Here is a 21,759-nt window from a genome sequence, read left to right as displayed (position 1 = left end):
GGGCAGAGCTTCGGCTATTTCCCGGCGACTGCCTTTTGGTCCTGATGAAACAGCCGCACATCACGGGCAATGGCGTCAAAACGATCCGACAGGTTATCGCTGACCACCCGGCACGGGGCGATGACGGCTTCGGCCCAATCGACATAGGTCAGGATCTGCTTTTCATCCCAGCCAATCGGGGTGTCGGTCAGCATCGCACCGACATTGGCCACCTTATCTGCCAATCGCACCAGTTTGGCCCCGTTGGTCAGGTTCGGGGCGGTTTCGATCTGTTTTGCTTTGCGCTCGTCACGTGGCAGGGCCTTGTCATCGCTGACTTCCAGAACGATATCGGCAATGATGTCGTTAAAGCAGGCCGCGATTTCATCGCGCGTCGCCCCGCAATCCTCGATCACATCATGCAGAATGGCGGCACAAAGGATATCCTCCTCCGTGCCCGGTTCGCATTCGATAATCAGGCGGGAAACCTCAATCGGGTGATTAATATAGGGTTCCTGTGCGGCCCCTTTGCGACGCTGGTCGCGATGGGCGCGGGCGGCGAAATCGACAGATTTGAGTAGAAGCTGCATAAAGCGCAATACAGTCGTGAACAGGACGTCCAGAGTCACATGGCTTTTGCGTGGTTTCAAGCTTTCATGCGCCCTGCCCGGGCAAAATCATCCAAACCCATGAAAAACCGCGGCAAACAGGATAGTATTGATCCAGTGACATGATCAGGGAGAGCTCGAAAATGTCAGAGGAATTGCGTCTGAAACTAACCTTGCGGAATGAAAACGCCGACAATCCCCTGCATCTGAGCGGCCTTGCGCCCAAGGAGGGCTGGCAAAGTCCCCCGCCCAACCGGATTGAAGCCGGTGAGACAGTGGTTTGCGAGATTACGGCCGCGAACACTCTGGCGATTACGCTCAATTACGGCACTTGTCACATCGGCATCCAGCTGAGTGATGACAGTTTCAGCATTGAGCCGGGCAACGCGCGTGTCGATCGGCAGAAACTTGGTGGTGACCTGGCGGAAGTGAGTTTGGCACTGGGCTAAAGCACGCAATCACAGTTTCATGTGAAACATCGCCCTGATCCGATTCCGATGCGCAGATAAAAAAACGGGACCGCAAAGGGCCCCGTTTGTCTTTTTCGATCCAGTCACCGGGCCCATCAGGCCCGGGCGGACTTATCCGTTCATGGAATCGAAGAAATCGTCGTTGTTTTTGGTCGATTTGAGTTTGCCCAGAAGGAACTCCATCGCGTCCTGCGGACCCATCGGGTTGAGGATACGGCGCAGAACCCACATCTTGGACAGAACACCCTTGTCGACAAGAAGCTCTTCCTTACGGGTACCCGATTTAAGGATATCAATCGCCGGGAAGATACGTTTGTCAGACAGTTTACGATCCAGGATAAGCTCGGAGTTACCGGTCCCTTTGAATTCCTCAAAGATGACCTCGTCCATACGCGAACCGGTATCGATCAGGGCGGTTGCGATGATGGTGAGCGAGCCGCCTTCTTCGATGTTACGTGCCGCACCGAAGAAACGTTTCGGACGCTGCAGCGCATTGGCATCAACACCACCGGTCAGGACCTTGCCCGAGCTTGGCACAACCGTGTTATAGGCACGCGCCAGACGGGTGATCGAGTCAAGCAGGATGACGACATCATGCTTGTGTTCGACCAGACGTTTGGCCTTTTCCAGAACCATTTCGGTAACCTGAACGTGACGCTGGGCCGGTTCATCAAAGGTGGAGGAAATAACTTCACCTTTTACCGAACGGTCCATGTCGGTCACTTCTTCCGGGCGTTCGTCAATCAGAAGAACGATCAGATAGGCTTCCGGGTGGTTTTCCTCGATCGCGTGCGCAATGTTTTGCAGCATCACGGTTTTACCGGTGCGCGGCGGCGCGACGATCAAAGCACGCTGACCTTTACCAAGCGGCGAAACCAGTTCGATGACGCGGTTGGTGGTGTCCTTGTTGGTACCTTCCTGATCGGATTGACGCTCCATCTTGAGCGGCTGATCGGGATAAAGCGGGGTCAGGTTATCAAAGTTGATGCGATGACGGACTTTTTCCGGCGCATCGAAGTTGACCTTGTCGACCTTTAGCAGGGCGAAGTAACGCTCGCCTTCTTTGGGCGAACGGATCTGGCCTTCGACCGTATCGCCGGTCCGCAGACCAAAACGCCGCACCTGGCTTGGCGAGACATAAATGTCATCGGGGCCGGCAAGATAGTTTGCCTCGGGGCTGCGCAGGAAGCCGAAACCATCGGGCAGCACTTCAAGAACGCCCTGACCAAAAATGGCGTGGTCGTTCTCGGCCAACTGTTTGAGAATGGCGAACATCAGCTCCTGTTTGCGGAGCGTGCTGGCATTTTCGATTTCAAGCTCATCAGACAGAGCAAGCAGCTCGGTCGGAGATTTCTTTTTAAGGTCCTGAAGATGCATATGTGCGTTTAATGATCTGTGGTTGCCGAAATGGGCGAGGATTTTAAGGAGATAGATAAAGAGAAGATGTGCGGTTGACCGTCAGGCAAGGCACTCAGGCTTTTGCTGGGGCGTGCGGACGGTTCGAAACCTTGGAGTTGCAAGAAAGGCAGGTTTTTTCATGTTTCTGGATCGAAACACCACCGATTGATACCCTCGAAAATCGCAATAGTCAAACCGTGATTCGATGAATTCAGCTATTTTGATGCCGAAGTTGTACAAAAAACACGCTTTTCGCCGGGAATTACCCCAAATCCGATCAACAGTTACGGAAACAAGGCTTTAAACCGGGCGTTCGCGCACGATTTCAAGGATGCGATCAAGCTGATCGTCGCTTAATCCGGCAATCCGTTCCGAGAGCAGATTGGCAAGTTCGGTTGCTGCGGGCTCAAGCCCGGCTGTATCGACGGTTACCTTGGGGTGAGAGAGCTGGGCCAGACGTTTGATATCGTCTACCTCGTCCCAAACCAGATTGAAATAGCCACAGATTTGCTGCACCAGTCCGGGGCTGGGGCGCCCGCGATGACCATGTTCAAGGGCTGACAAATAGGCCGGTGACAGCTGAAGTGCTGTTGCCATATCGGTCAGCGTCACATTGTTGCGTGCGCGGAGTTCCCTGATACGGTTGCCAAAAGGTGTCACGGGCGTCTCCGTTTCAACAAGACATAGAAGGCCCCGGCACCACCGTGCTGGATCTGGGCCTGATTGATGGCAAGGATGCGATTGCGCAGACGTGGTGCGCTGAGCCATTGCGGGGTGCGTTCACGCAATAGGCCGGTGCGGCCATATTCATCAGCGCGCGATCCCTTGCCGGTAATCACCAGCACACAGCGCTTTCCGGCCCGCCAGCTGTCCTCGATAAAGGCATTGAGCGCATTATGGGCCACTTCCTGGGTCATGCCGTGCAGATCGATGCGCCCGTCAATCAGCATCTTGCCTTTCTGGAACTTGTTGGCGGTTGATCGATCAATCCCGTCGGTGACACCGGGTTGAAGTTCGCCGAGTGCACGTTTTTTGATCTGCGGTCCACGGTCGGCATTGCGCGCAGACGGCAAATTGCGTGCCGCCCGGTTTTGTTCGGATTTTTCAAGATTGTCCGACAGATTGTCGGGCAATGGCATGGCGGTATCGCCACCCGGCGCGTCATCATCAGGCGAAAACACAGCATCGCCGCCCTTGCCCCTTCTATGGCGCAAAGGTTTGACGTCACGGGTAAAGACCTCCCACAGGGTCTTTTCATCTTCCGTGATGGTACGGCGTCGCTTATTTGGTTTCTTCTGACTCATCGACCAAGACAATATGCAGTCGGCGCGGTCCATATGCGCGAGGCTTTATCGCCAAAGCGATATCACCTGTCCGCAACAAGCCCGGTCACCCAAGGAATGTTCGCGGCATATTGCCGTGTCCTACCTTTTCGCGCAACCGCGCCTATCGTTCTTGTCAGGTATCGACACATCCGCGACCAGAGGCAACGACTTAGCAAGCTTCACGCAAATGACTATCGGAAACACGTTCCTATCAGTCCTCGTCGATCAATTTCTTGAGGAGATCAATCATCTCGGCTTTTCTATCGGCACCAATACGATCATCAAGCTGCTTCTTATGGATTTCACCCTTTTCCAGAACTCGCGCATAAAGCTCGCGCCCCTTGTCGGTGATATAACTGGCATAGGATCGACGATCCCCTTCGACACGGATACGTTCAATCAGTCCGTCATCTTCCATTTGGCGCAGCGAGAGCGTCACCCCGGACTTGTCGCGTCCGGCTGCACGGCAAATCTCGACCTGAGTAATGCCGGGATTTTCATAGATTAGAACCAGAAGTGTAAAGTTCCCCGGTCGCAGGGAATCATTCCCCAGAATATCGGAGAAATCGGAGAAAGCTTTTTCATAGGCGCGGCGTAAGTAAAATCCGATGAAATCTTCAAGCGGACCCAGCACGACATCGTTGTTTTTCGTCAAATTTTTAATCTCATTCTATTGAATGACACGGAATTCGGACCGATTCGATTTCATGTCTTTTCGAATAGCTTTGTTACTTCGAAAGATCAACTATATCCCGCAAGCCTGTCTGGGCCATCGCATTCGTCAGTTCTGCATGAAGCATGGCGAATGCTTCTGCTGCACCTTCTTCGCCAAGGGCGGCAACACTATACAAAAACGCCCGCCCCAACAGCACGAAATCAGCCCCGGCCAACAATGCCTTCAGAACATCTTCGCCGCTTCTGATGCCACCATCGACAATCAGCGGAAAATCCCGCCCGACAGCATCGCGGATCGGGCCAAGCGCATCAAGGGTTGCCGGTGCCCCGTCAAGCTGACGACCGCCATGGTTGGAAACCACAATGGCATCAACCGCCTGACCGGCAGCCTTTTTGGCATCTTCGGGTGACAAAATCCCCTTAAGGATCAGTTTGCCCGGCCATTTCGCACGAATATCGGCCAAGACATCCCAATCAAGACGCCCGGAGCTTTGTTTTGCCATCAGGCTGGCAAGCGACGTGGTGCTCGCACCCGGCGCAGCATAGCGTTCCAGATTGGCAAAACGTGGTGCACCATTGCGCAAGACAGCAAGCGACCATTTCGGATGACTTGCCAATTCCCAGACAAATCGTGGTGTGATGGCAAGCGGCAAGGCAAAACGGTTACGCAGATCGCGGCGTCTTTTGCCCGGTCGCGGTACATCTGCGGTCACAATCAGGGTATCATATCCCGCCACCCGGGCGCGTTCGATGAGATCATCGACAATTTCCGGTGAACTGCCGACATAAAGCTGAAACCAGCCCGATGTCGGCGCACAATCATGCAAATCTTCAAGGCAGGTTGTCGATGGGGTCGAGGCACAATAGGGAACCCCGGCCTTTTCGGCAGCGCATGCAAGAAACCGGTCAATTCCAGGCCAGCCCAGCCCAGCCAGGCCCACCGGAGCCACCCCGAACGGAGCCGCCCACGACCGCCCCAAAAAGCGGGTTCTGGTCGAAAGGTCGCCATCCACATTGATCAGGGCGCGCGGTTCAAGAACCCGGTTGATAAATGCCGTGCGGTTGCGCCCAAGTCCGGTTTCAGTTCCAGCCCCTCCATCAATAAAATCAAAGGCAAAGCGCGGCATCCGCTGCCGCGCCTTTTCCCGTGCATCGTCAAACGAAATGAGTCGTGACATGATATCAGCCTTTTATATCAGCCCTTACCAACACCGCGAGATGTCGGACGGGATGCGAAATCGCGCAAAGCATCGGCATCGGCGACAAAACCAAGACCCGGTTTTTCCGGCAGGGTGATGGTTGATCCAACACGGTCGGGCAAATTGCCATACAGCGCACGGCACATTTCAACCGAAATCAGATGCCATTCCACCAAACCGCCATTGGCCATGCCACCATGCAGATGCATGTTATGGAACGGGAAGGCCCCGCCATTGGCCATGGTCACGTTATGGGCCTGGGCCAAGGCCGCAACCTTTGCCCCGGCTGTCAGACCACCGCAAATTGCGACATTGGGCTGGATCACATCAACAGCCCCGGCTTCAAGGAGATCCCGGAATCGGAAAAGCTGCCCTTCGTTCTGACCGGCGGCGGTCCGCATTCCGGTCTGTTCGCGCAGATCGCGCATTCGTTTCACATCATTGTCACGAAGCGGTTCTTCAAAGAAGGTCACGTTATAATCGCGCAACCGATCCGCAAGATAACGCGCCGACGACGCATCAAGGCTGCAATTAGCATCAATGAACAGATCGCAATCGCCAATCGATTCACGCACGACGCGTACACGTTCGATATCTTCATCAATAATAGCGCGCACCGACGCGCCGTCATTGCGTTTTCTAAGCGCATGGTGACCAACCACCATCTTGAAACGTTCGACCCCGTCATTTTTAAGGTGTTTGGCCGCATCCGAAAGTTGATCGCGGTCAAAAGAGCCAAAGCCAAATGTGACATAAAGCGGAACTTCTGTACGTGCCCCACCCAGCAGACGCCAGCATGGCTGATCGACGACCTTGCCCAGAATGTCCCAAAGCGCAAGATCAACCGCTGAAACCACATGGCTGGCATAGCCGGTCTGACCACGCGGGCTAAGCAGCCAGTAAAGACGTTCGGCGATATGTTCGCGGTTCAGACTGTTGAGCGACACAATGTTGGGTTCGACGAGTTCCTTGATGATCCCGGCAATGACTTCTTCATCGGTAATCGCCGTGAAACCATGCCCTACCACCCCGTCTTGTGTTGTAATCTCGATCACAACACAAGACAGTGCCGTTTCGACATCAACCGGCCCGATTTCAAGGTTTACCGGAATATAGGCCGGGAAGGCCTTAACGGATTTGATAGCAAGGTTCACGTTTCTTCTCCTTGATTTATAAGCATTTTTTCCGGATTTCGATCGCCCGGAAACGACAAGTTTGAAATAATGTATAACTAGATAGTTGACTACTAGAATGTTTATAGTCAATCTAATTTTAATGATCGACACCAACAAGAATGTGCGATCACACAAAAACCCTGGGAGGAACAAAAATGCGATTTATGACCAAAACAGCCATTGCTGCCCTGATCGGAATTTCTTTCGGTGCAACAGCCATTCCGGCCCAAGCCGAATTTCCTGAAAAGCCGATCAAGCTGATCATTCCATTCCGTGCCGGTGGCGGCAGTGACGGGTTGGCCCGTGTTGTGCAGTCAGTGATTGAAAAGGAAAAACTGCTGCCTGTGCCGATGGTGGTGGTCAATGCCGATGGCGCTGCGGGCACAGTTGGTACCCGTCATGTGCTTGACTCAAAGCCGGACGGCTATACCGTCCTGCAAATTCACCAGGAAATGTTTGCGGCCGCGGCCCTTGGGCGTGTGAACTACAGCCCGTCGGATTTTGAACCGGTCATTCAGGCCAGCCAAGGCTGCATGTTTGTCGCTGTTCCAATTGATTCCGAATTTGACAGCCTTCAGGACATGCTTGATTACGCAGCGGAAAATCCCGGCGATATCAAACAGGCCGATGATATCGGCAGCGCAAGCCACTTCCCGTCGGCAGAATTGATGGCGGCATCCGACACCTCATGGACGATTGTCCCGACCGGTGGGACGTCAAAACGTTTTGCCGCGCTGAAAAGCGGTCTGCTTGACATGGCCTTCATGTCGGCATCCTGGATCACACGTGGCAAAGAAGACCTCAAACCGTTGGCCGCCCTTGGTAATGAACGTTTACAGGACGCCCCGGACCTGCCGACCGCCAAGGAACTTGGATTTGACGTCGAGGCCTGCCTGAATCGCCGCTACTGGGTCCCGGCGGGAACACCGCAGGAAAACATCGACACACTTGCCGATGCCATCGAAACGGCCCTTAAAAGCCCGGCCGTTGCGGAATATCTGGAGAAAAATGGTGAAACGTTGTCCATCAAACGCGGACAAGAGCTGAAAGAGGCAGTAGCCCAAGGCTATCAGCGTTATGTCGACGTGGTGGACATCGTCAAGAAGTCCTCTGCAAAATAAGAAAGCCTTCTTTTAAGGCGTTTCCTGTTTGCAGATGACACCCCGCCCCTTACTTGATCGGGGCGAAATTGGAGAAGTCCAATGTACCGCTTCCTCACACAGAATGCGGTAGCACTTGTTTTCCTACTTCTGGTCGCCGCCTTTGCGGCGGCCAGCCTTTACGGAAGCAGTTTGCTGCCCGCTGCCAGATATGAACCGCTTGGCAGTGCCGCTTTTCCCAAAGCTCTTGGGGTGATCACGCTGTTCCTGGTTGCATTACAAGCCATCAGTTTGATCCGAAATCATGCCAGCACAGAATCCTCGACTGAACCGGAAACCGCCAGCCTCTACATTTCTTGGAAGAAATATCGCAAACCGCTACTGATGCTTGGTGCGATGGTGCTTTACCTTGCTGCCATGTCCTACAGCGGAGTTGATTTTCGCATTTCGACATCAGTCTTTCTGAGCTTGGTCATGTGTCTTCTGGCCCGTCCCGACAGCCCGAAAAAGGTCATTCTGATTGCGGTGGCCAGCATTGTCCTTGCCGTGGTTCTCCACCTTGTCTTCAAGCATTTGTTTTACATCGATATCTAAGCCCCAGCACAGATTGCAGGGTCAGGAGTGTCTGTATGCTCGACGCCTATATTTATGTTTTTACGTCTGGTCTGATCTGGGTCTTTGCAGGAGCCGGGATCGGGATATTTGTTGGATCGATACCCGGCCTGTCCGGGGCGATGGTGATTTCATTGACCTTGCCGATGACCTATTTCATGGCAGGCAATGACGCATTACTTTTGCTGGTTTCAATGTATATCGGTGCGACCACAGGCGGTCTGATCAGTGCAACATTGATGCGCATGCCCGGTACCGAAGCCGCCATCATGACAACGCTTGACGGTTATCCGATGGCAGCACGCGGGGAACCGGGGCGGGCTTTGGGTCTTGGCGTTCTGGCCTCAGTCTTTGGTGGTATTTTTGCTTGGGTTATGTTGGCCGTTCTATCACCACCCCTTTCGGCCATTGCCGTAAAGTTTGGCCCATTTGATATTTTTGCCATGACGGTCGTCGCCCTCAGCCTGATTGCCGCTGTATCGCAGGGAAGCCTTCTGGCCGGGCTGATCGCGGCTGCTTTCGGGGCCATGTTATCTTTGCCCGGGATTGATCCGATCTCAGGTTCTTTGCGCCTGACCTTCGGTTTTTCATCACTCGATAACGGTTTGACCTTGCTGCCGGTTATTCTTGGAATGCTGGTTCTGGGACAGGTGTTGGTCGATTGCGAAGGCACATTCAACGGACCCAAAGCCAAACGTGCCAAAGCCAGGGTTTCCATGCATTGGCGCGACATCAGCAACTATATGATCACCTATATCCGATCATCCTTTATTGGAACCTGGATCGGCATTTTGCCTGGCGTTGGCGGTACAGCAGCGTCTGTTGCGTCCTATTCCGTCGCCAAGGCCACCTCGAAAACCCCGGAAAAGTTCGGCAACGGTGCCGAAGAAGGTATTATTTCCGCCGAAACAGCAAACAATGCCGGAACCGTCGGCGCGCTTGTGCCCTTGATTACCCTTGGCATTCCGGGATCAGTGATTACTGCTGTCTTGCTTGGCGCAATGGTTATTCACAATCTCAATCCTGGGCCCCTTCTTTTTGCCGAGAATCCCGACGTCGCCTATACCGTTATTGCCGGTGCCCTTGCTGGTAACCTTGCGATGTTTCTGATCATGGTGGTCGCAACCCCGTTTCTGGCCAAACTTGCCCATATCAACAAGGCCTATCTCCTCGCGCCCATTGTTGTGTTCTGCATGATCGGTGCTTTTTCTGTCTCAAGCCGGTTCTTTGATATTGGTGTGATGCTTGTATTTGCTTGCTTGGGATATGTCATGACCAAGGCCCGTATCCCCACCGGGGCATTCATCATTGCCTATATTCTGACCCCAATGGCAGAGCAGAATCTCAGATCCGGTCTGGTGATTTACGATGGCAGTTTTGTGCCGCTCTTTACCAATCCCACATCCGGTATTCTTCTGGCTATTGCTGTTCTTTCGCTGGTCTGGAGCCTGCGTAGCGAATGGAAATTCCGCAAGAAACGGCATACACAGGTGTCGTAATGCGAAATTCAGCACCGGTCTTAGGACTGATTGTACCACCGCGCGCAGGCCAGGTTCCGCCCGAGGCGAAGCATATCTATCCTGATATGAATTTCATCGCCCGCGGCCTCGGTTTGATGGAAATGGTCCACAAGGATTATGAGCGCGTGATTGCTGATACCACCGATCATGCCATGGCGCTTGCTGCATCGGGTGCCGACGCAATCAGTTTGATGGGAACGTCCTTGAGCTTTTTCAAAGGACCGGAATTCAATGACAAACTGATTGAGAAACTGAAATCCGCAACCGGGCTTCCGGCCACAACCATGAGCCAGGCAATCATTGATGGTCTGTCACGATTTTCGGCCAAAAAGGTTGCTGTTCTGAGCGCCTATGAAACGGATGTAAATATGAGGCTGCGTGAATATTTGTCGGCCTATGGCATAAGAACGACCAGTATTGCCGGTCTTAATATTCGTAATATTGCCGATCTTCGTAATATTTCAGGTGAGTATCTGTTGGCGCGATCACAAGAGCTTCTGAGGCAAAGCGGTGAATGTGATGCCTTTCTTATTTCCTGCGGGGGATTGCAGACGATTGACCTTGCACCGATCCTTGAACAGGATACCGGAATTCCCGTGATTTCAAGTGCAGTGGCAGGGCTTTGGTCAACAGTTGGTTTAATTGGTGATCCAAAGCAGCGTAAATCATTCGGAATGCTGTTTGACCACGCACCAGCGAGATGACAATCAGATAACCCTATTCGTCATTCGCTGACTTGTCGACACAGGTGACACCGTTATTATTCAGATCAAGCATCGCCTTGAGAAACGAGCTTTCAGGATTGGTTGAAAGTCCGTTCCGGCGGCGGTTTTCAACAAAGAAGCCGTTTGTTTTGAACTTATCAAGCTGGTTTTGAAGTTTGGCGATGTCATCATCGGGCACATCACCGCTGATCGCGATGTAAAGATAACAGGTGCGATAAGGCGCGGCACCGGTGACTTCAGGCACAGGCATATCGGGGTGTTCGCTGGTTGTCAGATCAACATAATGGCGCAGGATATTGCCACCAATCGCAATCAGATCAACGCGATCAGCCATCATCATCGGCAAAAGAAGCTCTTCACGTGGCACCATGATCAGCTGTTCTGCCCCACGATCACGCAGATAGGTCTCGCGTGCTGATCCCATCAGGACCCCGATGCGGGCGTCGCGCAACAGGGTTTCAAACGGCATGTCTGGCCAACCTGTGCGATCAAACCCATAGAGTTTCCAGAAGGTGCGGCTGACCGGACCGACCCATTTGAAAACGTCTTCGCGATAGCCAATCCGGGTGGTGGGATAAATTACGTGGCCAACTTCGTGTTCGGCCAGCTCCATCTGACGTTTCCAGGGCATCTGCGGCACGATTTCAACATCGAGGCCGGCCTGAACGAAAAGCTCGATGGCAAGACTGTCAAAATAGCCGGGCTCCGGCCGACCAGATGACCGTACCCGCGTGCTTTCCGACAAATGGATTATGTATTTGCCATCAAAGACGGTTTTGTCAGATGCTGCTTGTGTTCCAGTGTCCTGGGCGTTGACGCTCACAGACGCAAATAACAACGCCGCAGCAAGACTGTAGGCGATTTTTCTGAAATGCAGTTGCAGGAAACGCAGTGTTGGCCACTGCCCTTTTCCCATCTTATGCCTCTTGCTTTGCAAGCCAGAGCGCATCTTTGACCTTGGCTTCGATATAGGCGCGATGGGCAGCAAGTTCTTCCTCGCTGATCACGTGCGGCCTTGGTTCCAGCCGGTTTCCTTTTGGTCCCAGAACCCGCCGACCGCCGTTTTCATCGTCCTGATCGTTACTTAACGCATTGGGATCAAGCGACAGGCCATGCTGACGCCCACCAAGCAGTTCCAGATAAACCTGGGCGAGCAGATCGGAGTCAAGCAGGGCGCCGTGCAGGGTACGGTTGGAGTTGTCGATCTTGAAGCGACGACACAGCGCATCAAGGCTGACCGGGGATCCGGGGAATTTCTTGCGCGCCATCTGAACCGTATCAAGCGCCCGGTCCATGGCAATGCGCGGTTTGTTGAGCCATTCCAGTTCCGCGTTAAGGAACTTCATGTCAAAGCTGGCATTGTGAATGACCAGCACCGAATCCTCGCCAATGAATTCGACAAAATCGTCGGCCACCTCGGCAAAGACCGGCTGATCCTTCAGAAAATCATCGCCAAGACCATGAACGTCAAACGCCTCTTTGGGCATCGGGCGTTGCGGATTGATATACTGGTGATATTGGCGGCCCGTCGGCATGTGATTGATCAGTTCGATACAACCGATTTCGACCAACCGATGGTCTGCATAGGGATCAAGGCCGGTGGTCTCGGTATCAAGCACAATTTCGCGCATATATTCTGGGTCCAGTGATCAACTCAGTTGGTCAATAATGCCTTGAATATATTGAAAAGTTACCGCGCGTCCCAAGCCTGTCGGGATGATGAAATCAGCACGCTTCCGCTTTTCGATATCTGGCATCTGTTTGGACAGAATGGCGGAAAATTTTGCGTCCGTCATCCCCTGTCGCGAAAGAACACGCTGGCGTTGAATAAACCCCGGAGCTGAAACAACCGCAACATGATCACAGCGCTTTTCGCCGAACGTTTCGTAGAGAAGCGGGATATCAAGAACAACCAGATTGCGACCCAGACGCCGTTGGTTGGCAAGGAATCTGTTTTCGGCATCACGGACCAGGGGATGCAGGATGGTTTCGAGCTTTTTCAAAACCCCCGGATCAGAAAAGGCGATCTTGCCCAGCGCCTGTCGGTCGATCCGGCCGTCAACGATCACATCAGGAAAAGCCTTCGCAATCGGATCAAAGGCCAAACCACCGGGCGCCATCAATTCATGGGTGGTGGCATCGGCATCATGGACCGGCACACCAAGGGTGCGAAACATCGCCGCCGCGGTTGATTTGCCCATCCCGATGGAGCCAGTTAGCCCAAGAATTTTCATTATAAGATCACCACTATATTCTTAATCGGCTTATTGTTAATCGGGCGAAAGAACGAAGTCACGCAATTCCTGTGTGACTTCCGGATCAATCCCGAACCAGCGATGGAAGCCCGGTCGTGCCTGATGCAGCAACATGCCAAGCCCGTCGACAATCGGATTGCCGCGTTCCTTGGCCTGCACCAGAAGATCGGTCATCAGCGGCGCATAGACGATATCGGTGACAAGGGCGGTTTGCGGCAAACCGGCCAGATCAATTTCAAGCGCGGGCTGACCAACCATGCCAAGGCTGGTGGTGTTAACGACAAGCGATGCGCCTTCAAGGGCATCGGGCGCAAGCGGCCAGTCAACGACTTTGATCCGTGGGTCATTGATTTCGGCTGCAACGTCTTCAGCGCGTTTGCGGGTGCGGTTGGCCAGGCGAATTTCAGGGCTGCCTTCATCAAGCAAGGCGACCAAAACCGCCCGGCACGCGCCACCAGCGCCGAGAACCACCGCCGGGCCAGATGCAAAGGCGGTGTCGGGGGCAACTTGCCGCAGGTTTTCAATGAAGCCAAACCCGTCGGTATTGTCGCCCAGAAGGCGGCCATCCTTGGCAAAGGTAACGGTATTGACCGCCCCAATACGCCGTGCACGATCGGAAAGCTCGTCACATTCGGGCATCGCCATTTCCTTTTGCGGAATGGTGACATTCACCCCGGAAAATCCCAGATTACGCAATGAAATCAGGGCTGCCTGAAAGTTTTTCGGCTCCACGGGGAGTGGCATATAGCAGCCATCAATGCCGTATTTCGCCAGCCAATAGCCATGCAGGCGCGGCGATTTCGAATGTGAAACCGGCCAACCCATCACGCCCGCCAGGCGCGAGGTTCCACTGAGTGTGCGATAAGGATTACGCGAGGTCATTGACTGATATTTCCTGCCTGAATGCTTGTGAGCGATTTGTTTTTGTGAGGGTCAGGACCTAGGCTTTTAGAACGCCATGATCGCGCAAAAATCCGATCAGCGGCAAGAGCGGCATGCCAAGAACGGTGAAGTAATCACCACGCACCTCGGTGAAAAGCTGCGCACCGAGCCCTTCAAGCTGATAACCGCCAACACAGTGATAGATCTCTTCCCCGGCGGCATCGAGATACTCTTCAAGCCATTCATCGGTGAAGTTGCGCACGGTCAGATGGGCGGTATCAATCGTGCCCCAGATGCGCGATCCCTCTTTATATATAACAGCGGCCGACACCAGCTTGTGGCTTTTGCCACGCAGGGAGAGAAGCTGCGCGCGGGTATTGTCACGATCCATCGGCTTGTCAAACCATATGCCATTGCATTCAAGCATCTGATCGGCCGCAATCACGATGGCATCGGGCTGTTGGCGATACATGCGCAGTGCCTTCATTTCCGCCAGGGTTTCGGCGGCCTCGGCGGCCGTGGCACCCTCGGCCTTCATCGCCTGTTTATAGCCATCCTCGTCAATCATCGAGGCCACAGCTTCGCAATCGACGCCGGCATTGGTCAGCATGGCATGGCGGGCCTTGCTGCTGGAGGCGAGAATAAGACGATGAGTTACAGACATATATTTATCCTGATTGGAGACCGCGACTTTGTTCTGATGTGCGCGGGTCTAGTGACCACGCCGGTCATACATGGTCGATAAAATGATGGCAGCGGTTTCTTCGATGGAACGGCGGGTCACATTAATGATCTTCCAGCTTCGTTCGGTAAAGTAACGCCGCGCCTGATGGACTTCATCGCGCACCGCGACCGGATCAACGTAATCGCCACCCTCGCCGCGTTCGATCTGGCGCAGGCGGTTTTTACGGATCGAAACCAGCTGATCAACATCCTTGATCAGCCCCACCACCAACGGCTTTTTCAGATCATCAAGTTCCGGCGGCAAAGGACAGCCTGGCACAAAGGGAATATTGGCGGTCTTGATGCCACGATTGGCCAGATAGACCGAGGTCGGGGTTTTCGAGGTCCGCGAGACCCCGACAATCACCACATCGGCCTCTTCCAGATCCCAGCCCGATTGGCCATCATCATGGGTCAGGGTGTAATCGATCGCCTCGATCCGGTTGAAATATTCCTCGTCCATTTTATGCAGCGCACCGGTCCGGCCATGCGATTGCTGCCCCAGATAACCGGCCATCATGGTGACGGTATTATCGAGCACATGACTGTGGGGCACCTGAAGCCTGCGACAACCTTCTTCGAGCTTGCGGCGAATGTCGCTGTCAAAGACGGTGTAAAGAACGATACCGGGATTGCGTTCGATATCGGCCAGAACGCGCGCCAGCTGGGCGTCGGTCCGGATCAGCGACCAGACATGTTCATGGGCACGGACAGCAGGAAACTGTGCGACACAGGCACGCGCAATGCCATCAACCGTTTCACCGGTTGAGTCCGAAACCAGATGAAGATGGAAAATTTTGTCCGTCCCGACCATGCCTGTCCGTTTCTTTGGTCCATTTTGGCGCACCAAGCGGAATCTTATCCACTTTTTACGCGCCAAACGATTTTTCTAACTTTCTTCAAACATCCGAAAGCCTGTTCAAAATACCGATCACTAACCGCATGGATAGGATTTTTACCGCAACCCGAAGTTAGCAAATCGGAGTCGGCCCTGTGGATAATTGTGGATAACGGGTGCGACTCCGGCCCGATTTTTTCCACAGGAATTATCCTCCCACTCATACAAAGTTTCTCAGACCCTCTGTCCAGAGCGGGATAAGTGCCAAATTTTTCCCGTAATAACAGGGATAAGATTGCAAAAACCAGACTTATTCACCTTATCCCCATTATTCAAAAACGTCTTTTCCCAAGGCACAGTCAGGGAGTCGTTCGGAGTCGTACACAGTTTTCCCCAAGGCGGCTTGAGATGAATCATTTTTCCCGAGTCGGAATGTGAATAAACTGTGCGTTAAATTTAATCCCTGTTATCCACAGGGAACCACTCACAAACAACATCCTTTTTTATTAAATAAGGTTTTGTTAGGCAGAACGTGGAAAACGTCCCGGCAAAGGCCCCAGGACAAAATTCACGACATAGCAAAACCGGTTCTGGCGATTTCGGGTGAGCCCGTCGTCAGGGCAAAGATGAAAAAAGCGACCGGGACAGAGAAACAGGAAACCAGATGCCTAACACCCAAAAGACCTTCTTGCGTGCCCTTGCGGGTGAAACCCTTGCAACGCCACCAATCTGGCTGATGCGCCAGGCTGGCCGCTATTTGCCAGAATACAAGGCAACTCGTGCAGAAGCGGGCTCTTTCCTCGATCTTTGCTATAATCCTGATCTTGCTTGCGAAGTTACGTTGCAGCCGCTCAGACGCTATGACTTCGATGCGGCAATATTGTTCTCCGATATCCTCGTTATACCGCAGGCACTTGGACAGCATTTGGCCTTCAAGCAGGGAGAAGGCCCACAGCTTGAGGCCATCCGGGATGCTTCAGGCCTGGGCAAGCTTTCAGTTGATGGCATTCATGACACCCTTGGGCCGATCTATGAGACGGTTTCCAAGCTATCGCACGCCATTCCGTCCCATACATCGCTGATCGGCTTTGCCGGGGCCCCATGGACGGTTGCGACCTACATGGTCGAGGGCAAGGGATCCAAGGACTTTGCCAATATCAGGCGTTTTGCCTATGGCGATCCGGATGGTTTCGGCCAGATGATCGACATCGTGATCGAGGCGACCACCCAATATCTGCTCAAACAGGTTGAAGCTGGGGCAGAATGCATTCAATTGTTTGAAACCTGGGGCGGGGTTCTGTCCGAAACCGGCTTTAATCGCTGGGTGATCGAACCGACCAAACAGATCGTTGCCAATCTGCGTGCGGTTCACCCGGATTTGCCGATCATTGGCTTCCCGCGCGGGTGCGGTTTGCATCTGGTGGACTTCAAACAAAAGACCGGTGTGACCGCGGTCGGCCTTGATAGCGGGGTTAAACTCGACTGGGTGGCGGAAAACCTTCAGAAACTGGGGCCGGTGCAGGGCAATCTTGATCCGATGCTGTTGATCACGGGCGGCGATGCGATGTTTGATGAGACCAAACGTATCCTTGATACGCTGGGCAAAGGGCCGTTCATCTTTAACCTGGGCCATGGCATCACGCCGGAAACGCCGCCGGAACATGTCGGCCAGCTGGTGGAGTTCATCCGAAATTACAAAGGATAAATGTCGGCAATTGCTGCATTTTATTTTGTGATTTTTGAAATCAATCAAATCGATTGAAAAATTCAATGCGTATACTGGGTTAAACGCGTTGCGCTTTGAGCTTGTTTGACCAAAATAGGCCACAGCGGAACGGGTTCATCCACGATGTGATGGCTGGTTTATCGGGAACCGGTCGTTTAAGCGATCTGCCATGAAGGATAGCCAAATGTCGGAGACGACGCGCAAGAAACGCGCCATTGTTCTTTTCAATCTGGGGGGCCCGGACAGTCCGGAAGCCGTCGAACCGTTCCTGTTCAATCTGTTTAATGATCCGGCGATCATCAGCCTGCCCAATCCGTTCCGGTTTTTGCTGGCCAAGCTGATTTCACGCCGCCGCGCGCCAATTGCGCGTGAGATCTATGACCATATCGGCGGCAAATCCCCGCTTCTGGAACTGACCCAGGAACAGGCAGATGCGCTTCAAATCGCGCTGAATGCTGAAGATGACGGCTATGAAAACCGGTGTTTCATTGCCATGCGCTATTGGAAGCCGTTTGCCCAGGATACCGCGGCCGAGGTCAAGGCATGGGGCGCGGATGAGCAGATTTTGCTGCCGCTGTATCCGCAGTTTTCAACCACCACCAGCGGATCGTCGGTCAAGGACTGGAAAAGTGCCTGCCAAAAGGTTGGACTGACTCCTCCGATCAAGACAGCGTGCTGCTATCCGACCAATCCGGGCTTTGTCGAAGCATCGGCCGAGATGATCAAGGCGGGCTATGACCGTGCCCTTGCCAAGGCCGAGGAACTTGGCATTGATAAGCCGCGTATCCTGTTTTCCGCCCATGGTGTGCCCAAGGCGGTGATTACCAAGCGCGGTGACCCCTATCAGTCACAGATTGAAAAAACCTCTGCTGCCGTGGTCGAGAAAATGGCGATCGAGGGGCTTGACTGGAATGTCTGCTATCAAAGCCGGGTGGGTCCGATGGAATGGATTGGCCCGTCGACCGAGGACGAGATTGAGCGCGCTGGCGCGGAAAACAAGGCGATTGTCGTTGTGCCGATTGCCTTCGTGACCGAGCATTCGGAAACCCTGGTCGAACTTGATATCGAATATGGTGAGCTGGCCCATGAAAAACACGTGCCGATCTATGAGCGCGTGCGTACGGTTTGCTCCCATCCGAAATTCATCAATGGGCTTGTTTCGGTTGTAAAACAAACTCAGGACGAGCTCGATGAAAAGGGCCCGGATGACTATTCGGTCGAGACACGCGGCTGGTGGTGCCCGGATGAACATTCCTGTGCGGTGGCCAAACAGCCATCACTCAAACCGGCGGGAAAATCCGCCGCGGCCTAGATCACAGTCGTAACGCAAATCAGGCCGGTTCTGTTTTTGGATCGGCCTGATTGCTGTTATGGTCTGAAAAATTCCGAAAAATTCGCCGCTTACGCGGGGGTCGATCAAGGCTCCTGCCCCGATTTCGACCGTCACATCCAGAGAAGAGAGAGATGGATAGTTACAGCATTATCAAATCCCTGCATGTCATCAGCGTAATCGCTTGGATGGCGGGACTTCTGTATTTGCCGCGGCTTTATGTCTATCACTGCGAAGTGGCACCGGGATCAGAGGCCAGCGAGAAGTTCAAGGTGATGGAGCGCCGGCTTTTGCGCGCCATCATGAATCCGGCGATGATCGCGACATGGCTTTTTGGCGGACATCTGGTCTTTGCAATTGATGCCCTGTCCCAGGGCTGGTTCCATGCCAAGCTTTTGTGTGTGGTGCTGATGACCATCTCGCACATGATGCTGGCGCGCTATCGCAAGGCATTTGAAGCGGATGCCAATACCAAATCACAGAAATTCTATCGTATTTTCAATGAAGTACCGACGGTTCTGATGATTATCGTCGTCTTCTTGGTGATCGCAAAACCGTTCTGATTGCCATCACGGCTTCGATCACTACGTGATTTATTACGATATTAAAATAAAAAGGCCGCCAGATTGGCGGCCTTTGTTTTGGTATCGAACCAAAAAGTCGTGAAGGGGGTCAATCAGGCGTTTCCAGCCGGCTGACCTTCCATCTTTTTGGCGAATTTCTTGCGGAAAAGATCAGCAAAATCAATCTGCTGCATCATCAGCGGCGGGAAGCCACCGTCTGCGGTCAGGTCAGCGACGATCTTGCGGACATAAGGGAACAGCAGGCGCGGCACTTCGATCATCAGAACCGGCAGGCGGTGTTCGTCAGAAACATTGAGTGTGACAACGCAGCCATACTGAAGTTCGGCAATGAAGGCCACCTTGTCGGCAACGTCGGCTTTGACATTGATCTTGATGGTGACTTCGTGAAGTTTCTGGTCCTGGGTGGTGCGGGCCTCAACATCAACGTCGATATTGATTTTCGGCTGCTGCTGCAGGGCAACGCTTTCCGGTGCGTTCGGGTTTTCGAACGACAGATCCTTGATGTACTGGGTATGGATCGTAATCGGATTTGACGGCTGCTGCTGTTCTGTAGCGCCTTCTGCACCGGTGGTATTCTCGTCGGCCATTAAAGTCTAGCTCCCTTAGGGTCATTTTGTCTTGATCAGAAAAAAGCTTTCGGCAGGCGCGCTATGGCTTTGCTGAAATGCTTATTACTGACGCCGCCAGATTGCGGCAGATGAATTGGACTTGTTGGCCTAGCACGTCTGACAGAGACGGGCAAGCCAATCAGAAGACGCGTAAAGCGCTTATTTCTGCGGGTTTGCCTGATGCGATCAGCAATGATATCGCCGAAACCAAAGAAGGTTGGCCGTCCATGCCAGCCAACCTTCTGATTTTGTGATTTTCCTGTGAATTCAGCGGGTGTCGTTACGCGGATTGTCAGGTTTCCCGTCCTTGGGTTGCAGATTGCGCGTGGTTTCGCCACTGTCGGTGTCGTTTGACGGGTCATGCGGGCTGACATCTTCGAAATCGCCGTCAATGATCGGTCCCGACCCGCGTGGCCGCGCCCCGCCAGAGCCCCGCGGCCCTGATGCGCCCGGGCCGTGTGGACCATGCGAACCACTGGAATAGGTTGCGCCACCAAAACTGGTGCGGATATTGCCAGACTGAACAAGCTTCATGATCACCTTGGCGCCGATCAACTGGCGCAGTGGCGGCACCAGCAGCAGGAAGCCGAAGGTATCGGTGACAAAGCCCGGGGTCAGCAACAACACACCGGCTACCAGAATGCAGATACCATCAAACAGCGCCCCGATGGGCATTTCGCCCTGATCCATCTGGCTTTGCGCCTTGGCAAGGGTCTGCAAACCCTGGGCGCGCATCAGTGATGTGCCGATGATGGCCGTCAAAACCACTACGCCAATGGTCGGCCAGAGCCCGATCAGTTCGCCGGCCTGAATAAAGACCGCGATCTCGATGATTGGCATGGCGACGAATATCGCGAGAAAGTAAAAGCCCATTTCTTCTCCGTTTACTGGCGATGGATTGCCCGTATGGGCCGCAAATATCGCATCATCGCATGGATTTTACGGCCAAAGCTGACGTCTTGCTGAAACTATTGCAGAAAACAACTTGGTTTTCAGTGATTTCTGATTAATCTGCAGACTTAAGTTCCTTAGCTGGTTGGATAGAATGCTAATGTGACAACGCGACAAAAATGCGGCAGATCGTCACCTTTGACCGATCTCCGTGCTGATCGCGCAGGTGAAGGGTGAAGATGATCACATCTTGTGGTGCGATCGGCAGTTGCCCTTGCATTTGGTTAAGTTCATACCATCTCTCCACCACGGTTGTGATATAACGACAACCAGTTTGAAACCATTTGGATCACGAGACCGTCTTGCAGTATTTCGATATATTCTTATTCGCTCTGATTGCGGTTTTCCTTGTGTTGCGTTTGCGCGGCGTGCTTGGCCGTCGCACCGGCAATGAAAAACAGGGGCCGTCCGATATCTTTGGCCGTCAGACCCATGACAATGAAGGTCAGAAAGACGCAAGCCCTCAGACCGATAATGTTTATCGTCTGCCGGATTCCGGTAACGATCAGGATGCGGAAGATGTTCCTTCGGGCACGTTTGCAACCCTGCAGCAGATCCAGAAACACGATCCGAGCTTTACCCAGCAGGACTTCCTGAATGGCGCACGCATGGCGTTCGAAATGATCGTCGAATATTTCGCCAAGGGCGACAAGGATGGCCTGAACCCGCTGCTGTCGGCCGAGGTTTACAAGAACTTTGCTGCCGCCATTGATGCGCGTGCCGAAAAGGGCGAGCACGAGGAAACCACCCTGGTCGGTATCAAAAGTGCCAGCATCCATGATGCCAGCCTTGAAGGGCGTACCGCCTATGTCACGGTGAAGTTCGTGTCCGAGGAAGTGTCGGTCATTCGCAATGCCGAGGGCGATGTTGTCGACGGCGATCCCAATCAGGTGGTTGAGGCCGAAGACCTTTGGACCTTTGCGCGCAATATCGAAAGCCGCGATCCGAATTGGCAGCTGGTTGCGACCGAAACCCCGGAAGAAGAAACCACCGACTGATCCGGGTTTCGCAGCACCCCAAAAAATTAAAGGCGATCGGATAAACCCGGTCGCCTTTTTTCATGCCCGGGCGTTAAC

General features: G+C 53.4%; 24 protein-coding genes. 9 read left to right on the top strand and 15 right to left on the bottom strand.

Annotation, left to right across the window (positions count from 1 at the left end; all coding sequences use genetic code 11):
* Positions 1 to 14: 14 nt before the first annotated feature.
* Positions 15 to 629 carry an HD domain-containing protein gene (locus HED22_RS05445; RefSeq protein WP_254869794.1) on the bottom strand — a complete coding sequence of 205 codons (615 nt, stop codon included), beginning with the start codon at positions 627 to 629 and terminating at the stop codon, positions 15 to 17.
* 101 nt (positions 630 to 730) lie between these two features.
* On the opposite strand from HED22_RS05445, the gene HED22_RS05440 reads away from it, so the two are divergent.
* Positions 731 to 1,036 carry a hypothetical protein gene (locus HED22_RS05440; RefSeq protein WP_167719927.1) on the top strand — a complete coding sequence of 102 codons (306 nt, stop codon included), beginning with the start codon at positions 731 to 733 and terminating at the stop codon, positions 1,034 to 1,036.
* Between the two features lie 132 nt (positions 1,037 to 1,168).
* Here the strand turns inward: HED22_RS05440 and rho are convergent, their stop codons facing one another.
* The 6 genes from rho to HED22_RS05410 all read right to left on the bottom strand — a co-directional run bounded on the left by rho (position 1,169) and on the right by HED22_RS05410 (position 6,808).
* Positions 1,169 to 2,434 (bottom strand): transcription termination factor Rho, encoded by a 1,266-nt coding sequence (gene rho, locus HED22_RS05435; RefSeq protein WP_167719925.1) that lies wholly within the window; start codon positions 2,432 to 2,434, stop codon positions 1,169 to 1,171.
* A gap of 321 nt (positions 2,435 to 2,755) precedes the next feature.
* The gene (locus HED22_RS05430) at positions 2,756 to 3,115 is read right to left on the bottom strand and encodes a helix-turn-helix domain-containing protein (protein WP_167719922.1); all 360 of its coding nucleotides are present in this window, start codon (positions 3,113 to 3,115) and stop codon (positions 2,756 to 2,758) included.
* On the bottom strand, positions 3,112 to 3,759 hold the full coding sequence (locus HED22_RS05425) for a Smr/MutS family protein (protein ID WP_167719920.1): 648 nt from the start codon (positions 3,757 to 3,759) through the stop codon (positions 3,112 to 3,114). Before HED22_RS05425 ends, HED22_RS05430 begins: the two co-directional genes overlap by 4 nt.
* A 232-nt stretch (positions 3,760 to 3,991) precedes the next feature.
* Positions 3,992 to 4,435 (bottom strand): MarR family winged helix-turn-helix transcriptional regulator, encoded by a 444-nt coding sequence (locus tag HED22_RS05420; protein WP_175581121.1) that lies wholly within the window; start codon positions 4,433 to 4,435, stop codon positions 3,992 to 3,994.
* Positions 4,436 to 4,508: 73 nt separating this feature from the next.
* Positions 4,509 to 5,633, bottom strand: coding sequence for an alpha-hydroxy acid oxidase (locus HED22_RS05415; protein WP_167719918.1), 1,125 nt, complete (start codon positions 5,631 to 5,633; stop codon positions 4,509 to 4,511).
* A 17-nt stretch (positions 5,634 to 5,650) separates the two neighbouring features.
* Positions 5,651 to 6,808 carry a mandelate racemase/muconate lactonizing enzyme family protein gene (locus HED22_RS05410; RefSeq protein WP_167719916.1) on the bottom strand — a complete coding sequence of 386 codons (1,158 nt, stop codon included), beginning with the start codon at positions 6,806 to 6,808 and terminating at the stop codon, positions 5,651 to 5,653.
* 176 nt (positions 6,809 to 6,984) lie between these two features.
* Between HED22_RS05410 and HED22_RS05405 the strand changes: the two genes are divergently transcribed.
* The 4 genes from HED22_RS05405 (at position 6,985) to HED22_RS05390 (ending at position 10,765) form a co-directional block, all read left to right on the top strand.
* On the top strand, positions 6,985 to 7,950 hold the full coding sequence (locus tag HED22_RS05405; RefSeq protein WP_217701858.1) for a tripartite tricarboxylate transporter substrate binding protein: 966 nt from the start codon (positions 6,985 to 6,987) through the stop codon (positions 7,948 to 7,950).
* Between the two features lie 81 nt (positions 7,951 to 8,031).
* Positions 8,032 to 8,523 carry a tripartite tricarboxylate transporter TctB family protein gene (locus HED22_RS05400; RefSeq protein WP_167719914.1) on the top strand — a complete coding sequence of 164 codons (492 nt, stop codon included), beginning with the start codon at positions 8,032 to 8,034 and terminating at the stop codon, positions 8,521 to 8,523.
* A 35-nt stretch (positions 8,524 to 8,558) separates the two neighbouring features.
* On the top strand, positions 8,559 to 10,040 hold the full coding sequence (locus tag HED22_RS05395) for a tripartite tricarboxylate transporter permease (protein WP_167719912.1): 1,482 nt from the start codon (positions 8,559 to 8,561) through the stop codon (positions 10,038 to 10,040).
* Positions 10,001 to 10,765, top strand: a complete 765-nt coding sequence (locus tag HED22_RS05390) for an aspartate/glutamate racemase family protein (RefSeq protein ID WP_368484476.1) — start codon at positions 10,001 to 10,003, stop codon at positions 10,763 to 10,765. Before HED22_RS05395 ends, HED22_RS05390 begins: the two co-directional genes overlap by 40 nt.
* A 13-nt stretch (positions 10,766 to 10,778) precedes the next feature.
* On the opposite strand, the gene HED22_RS05385 is transcribed toward HED22_RS05390, so the two are convergent.
* Genes HED22_RS05385 through HED22_RS05360 form a run of 6 tightly spaced genes read right to left on the bottom strand, consistent with a single transcriptional unit; the run spans position 10,779 to position 15,460 of the window.
* Entirely contained in the window at positions 10,779 to 11,702 is a 924-nt protein-coding gene (locus HED22_RS05385; RefSeq protein ID WP_167719908.1) for an ABC transporter substrate-binding protein, read from the bottom strand.
* A 1-nt stretch (position 11,703) separates the two neighbouring features.
* Positions 11,704 to 12,417, bottom strand: a complete 714-nt coding sequence (gene dnaQ / locus HED22_RS05380) for a DNA polymerase III subunit epsilon (RefSeq protein WP_167719906.1) — start codon at positions 12,415 to 12,417, stop codon at positions 11,704 to 11,706.
* Positions 12,418 to 12,435: 18 nt separating this feature from the next.
* Positions 12,436 to 13,020 carry a dephospho-CoA kinase gene (coaE, locus tag HED22_RS05375; RefSeq protein WP_167719904.1) on the bottom strand — a complete coding sequence of 195 codons (585 nt, stop codon included), beginning with the start codon at positions 13,018 to 13,020 and terminating at the stop codon, positions 12,436 to 12,438.
* A 36-nt stretch (positions 13,021 to 13,056) separates the two neighbouring features.
* The gene (locus tag HED22_RS05370; protein WP_167719902.1) at positions 13,057 to 13,923 is read right to left on the bottom strand and encodes a shikimate dehydrogenase; all 867 of its coding nucleotides are present in this window, start codon (positions 13,921 to 13,923) and stop codon (positions 13,057 to 13,059) included.
* 58 nt (positions 13,924 to 13,981) lie between these two features.
* The gene (locus tag HED22_RS05365; protein WP_167719900.1) at positions 13,982 to 14,587 is read right to left on the bottom strand and encodes a nucleoside triphosphate pyrophosphatase; all 606 of its coding nucleotides are present in this window, start codon (positions 14,585 to 14,587) and stop codon (positions 13,982 to 13,984) included.
* Positions 14,588 to 14,635: 48 nt separating this feature from the next.
* Positions 14,636 to 15,460 carry a pyruvate, water dikinase regulatory protein gene (locus tag HED22_RS05360; RefSeq protein WP_167719898.1) on the bottom strand — a complete coding sequence of 275 codons (825 nt, stop codon included), beginning with the start codon at positions 15,458 to 15,460 and terminating at the stop codon, positions 14,636 to 14,638.
* Between the two features lie 688 nt (positions 15,461 to 16,148).
* Here HED22_RS05360 and hemE point away from each other — a divergent pair.
* The 3 genes from hemE (at position 16,149) to hemJ (ending at position 19,103) form a co-directional block, all read left to right on the top strand.
* Entirely contained in the window at positions 16,149 to 17,189 is a 1,041-nt protein-coding gene (hemE, locus tag HED22_RS05355; protein WP_167719896.1) for a uroporphyrinogen decarboxylase, read from the top strand.
* A gap of 205 nt (positions 17,190 to 17,394) precedes the next feature.
* A complete protein-coding gene (gene hemH / locus HED22_RS05350; RefSeq protein ID WP_167719893.1) occupies positions 17,395 to 18,522 on the top strand; it encodes a ferrochelatase in 1,128 nt (375 codons plus the stop codon).
* A gap of 152 nt (positions 18,523 to 18,674) precedes the next feature.
* The gene (gene hemJ / locus HED22_RS05345; protein WP_167719891.1) at positions 18,675 to 19,103 is read left to right on the top strand and encodes a protoporphyrinogen oxidase HemJ; all 429 of its coding nucleotides are present in this window, start codon (positions 18,675 to 18,677) and stop codon (positions 19,101 to 19,103) included.
* A 113-nt stretch (positions 19,104 to 19,216) separates the two neighbouring features.
* On the opposite strand, the gene secB is transcribed toward hemJ, so the two are convergent.
* Entirely contained in the window at positions 19,217 to 19,711 is a 495-nt protein-coding gene (secB, locus tag HED22_RS05340) for a protein-export chaperone SecB (protein ID WP_167719889.1), read from the bottom strand.
* A gap of 288 nt (positions 19,712 to 19,999) precedes the next feature.
* Complete coding sequence (locus HED22_RS05335) at positions 20,000 to 20,605, bottom strand: FxsA family protein (protein ID WP_167719887.1); 606 nt, start codon at positions 20,603 to 20,605, stop codon at positions 20,000 to 20,002.
* Between the two features lie 362 nt (positions 20,606 to 20,967).
* On the opposite strand from HED22_RS05335, the gene HED22_RS05330 reads away from it, so the two are divergent.
* Entirely contained in the window at positions 20,968 to 21,681 is a 714-nt protein-coding gene (locus tag HED22_RS05330) for a Tim44/TimA family putative adaptor protein (RefSeq protein ID WP_254869793.1), read from the top strand.
* The last annotated feature ends 78 nt before the right edge of the window (positions 21,682 to 21,759 follow it).

This window comes from Thalassospira sp. HF15 (assembly GCF_011806525.1).
Classification (GTDB): Bacteria; Pseudomonadota; Alphaproteobacteria; order Rhodospirillales; family Thalassospiraceae; genus Thalassospira.
Note: the sequence above shows the minus strand (reverse complement) of the source record. Positions and strands in the feature narration are given on the sequence as shown.